Consider the following 1855-nt stretch of genomic DNA (forward strand, 5'->3'; position numbering starts at 1 on the left):
CCCAGTAGCCGGTGACCTCCTCGGCGGTTTCACCGCGCACCGAAACGAAGAACGAGTTCTCGCCCTGGTCGTAGCCCATTCGCGACGGCACGTCGTAGGCCATGACGTGGAAGCCGTTCTCGGCGAGCACCTGGCCCCACATCACCTGGTCGGCCTCGGACTCCTCCTGGACGTTGCCGGCGTCGGAGTACGTGACAACGGCCAGGTGACCGCCGAACACGGACTGGTAGAACTCCAGCGCCGCGCGCGCGTCGCCGCGGAAGTTCAGGTGGGTTGTGGTCGTGACGGACAAGGTTGCTCCTTGGTTGGTTTCGTGCTTGATGCGAGACCTACGGTCGCAGGGGAAGTGGCCAGGATGTGTCCTCTTCTTCGGGCAGAATGAGAAACATGCCGAAGACCTCAGCACGACTGCTGGCGCTGCTGTCGCTGCTCCAGGCGCGCCGGGACTGGCCGGGGGCGTTGCTGGCCGAAAGACTGGATGTCAGCCCGCGAACGGTACGCCGCGACGTCGACCGGCTGCGGGAGCTCGGCTACCCCATCGTGACCACCAAAGGCCCGGAAGGGGGGTATCGGCTCGGCGCCGGCACCCGGCTGCCGCCGCTGCTGTTCGACGACGAGCAGGCCGTCGCCCTGGCCGTGGCACTGCGGATCGCCATCACCACCGGTGCCGGGCTCGAGGAGGCCGCGGCGCGGGCGCTGAACACCGTCCGGCAGGTCATGCCCGCCCGGCTGCGCCACCGCATCGACAGCCTCCAGGTCACCGCCGTCGAACGGTCCGCGGCGCCGCGAGTGGACAGCGGCGTGCTGATGGCGATCAGTGGCGCCGTCCACGCCCGCGAGGTGCTGCGCTTCGACTACGCCACCGCGGCCCCGGCGGCGGCCGGCGAGTCCGCCCCCACTCCCCCGCGCCGGGTGGAGCCCCATCACCTCGTCACCCGGGGCGGTCGCTGGTATCTCGTCGCCTGGGACCTCGACCGCGGCGACTGGCGTACCTTCCGCGTCGACCGGATCAGCCCGCGCACTCCGACCGGCCCCCGCTTCACGCCCCGTGAACTCCCCGGAGGGACCGTGGCGACCTTCGTCGCCAGCAGGTTCTCCGGCTCCGACGGCTCGGGCGGCTGGCCCTGCCACGGCGAGGTGATCCTCGACCTGCCCGCCACCGAGGTGTCGCCGTTCGTCCACGACGGGGTTGTCGAGGAACTCGGCCCGCACCGCTGCCGACTCGTCCTGGGCTCGTGGTCGTGGCCCGCCCTGGCCGCCACCCTCGGCAGGTTCGACGCCGACATCGAAGTCGTCAGCCCGACCGAACTCAAGGACGCCTTCGCGCACCTGGCCCACCGCTACGCCAAGGCGGCGGCCAAGCCCACCGGCGGCAAGGGGTGACCGGCGGCAGCCATGGTTCCGGCCCGGAGCGATCAGGCGGCGGTGGTGAGGGGTTCGGGTTCGCTGCGGTAGGTGCGACCGGCCGGGGTGGTGATCTCCAGAACACCGGTTTCGGTCATGCGGTGGTGCCAGCCGGGTTCGTCCTTCAGCCGGTGGTCCCGGCGGCACAGGCCGCAAAGGTTGGTGCTGTGAGTGCCGCCGCCCTGGGCCCAGGGTTCGACATGGTCCAGATCGCAGGCCTGGACCGGTCGGTGACACCCGGGAACCCGGCATTCTCGGTCTCGTACCTGGACCAGTTCCTTGGTGGCGGCGGACGGCCGGTAGCGGTGGCGCCTGACGTCGATGGGGGCGCCGGTCATGGGGTCGGTGATGACCCGCCGGATCGTCGCATTCGCGGCGATCTCCCGCGCCAGTTGGGCGGGGATGGGTCCGTGTCCGGCGAGTTCGGCGGGTTCGTTGCGTAGCCCGGTCC

The 1855-nt window shown here is 70.8% G+C and carries 3 protein-coding genes; 1 reads left to right on the forward strand and 2 read right to left on the reverse strand.

The annotated features are described in order from the left end of the window. The coding region (locus tag FNH05_RS36845) for a VOC family protein (RefSeq protein WP_144593452.1) at nucleotides 1-292 on the reverse strand (292 nt) is incomplete at its 3' end. 95 nt (nucleotides 293-387) lie between these two features. Here FNH05_RS36845 and FNH05_RS36850 point away from each other — a divergent pair. Then, nucleotides 388-1383: a helix-turn-helix transcriptional regulator gene (locus tag FNH05_RS36850; protein ID WP_144593453.1), complete on the forward strand. Its 996-nt coding sequence runs from the start codon at nucleotides 388-390 to the stop codon at nucleotides 1381-1383. A gap of 32 nt (nucleotides 1384-1415) precedes the next feature. Here FNH05_RS36850 and FNH05_RS36855 read toward each other — a convergent pair. Next, the coding region (locus FNH05_RS36855; protein ID WP_144593454.1) for an HNH endonuclease signature motif containing protein at nucleotides 1416-1855 on the reverse strand (440 nt) is incomplete at its 5' end.

Source organism: Amycolatopsis rhizosphaerae (assembly GCF_007713715.1).
In the GTDB taxonomy this organism is placed as follows: Bacteria; Actinomycetota; Actinomycetes; order Mycobacteriales; family Pseudonocardiaceae; genus Amycolatopsis_E; species Amycolatopsis_E rhizosphaerae.

Bases quoted from the DNA above. Each gene is read 5' to 3' on its own strand.
- FNH05_RS36850 (WP_144593453.1), top strand. From the start codon at position 388: ATGCCGAAGACCTCAGCACGACTGCTGGCGCTGCTGTCGCTGCTCCAG.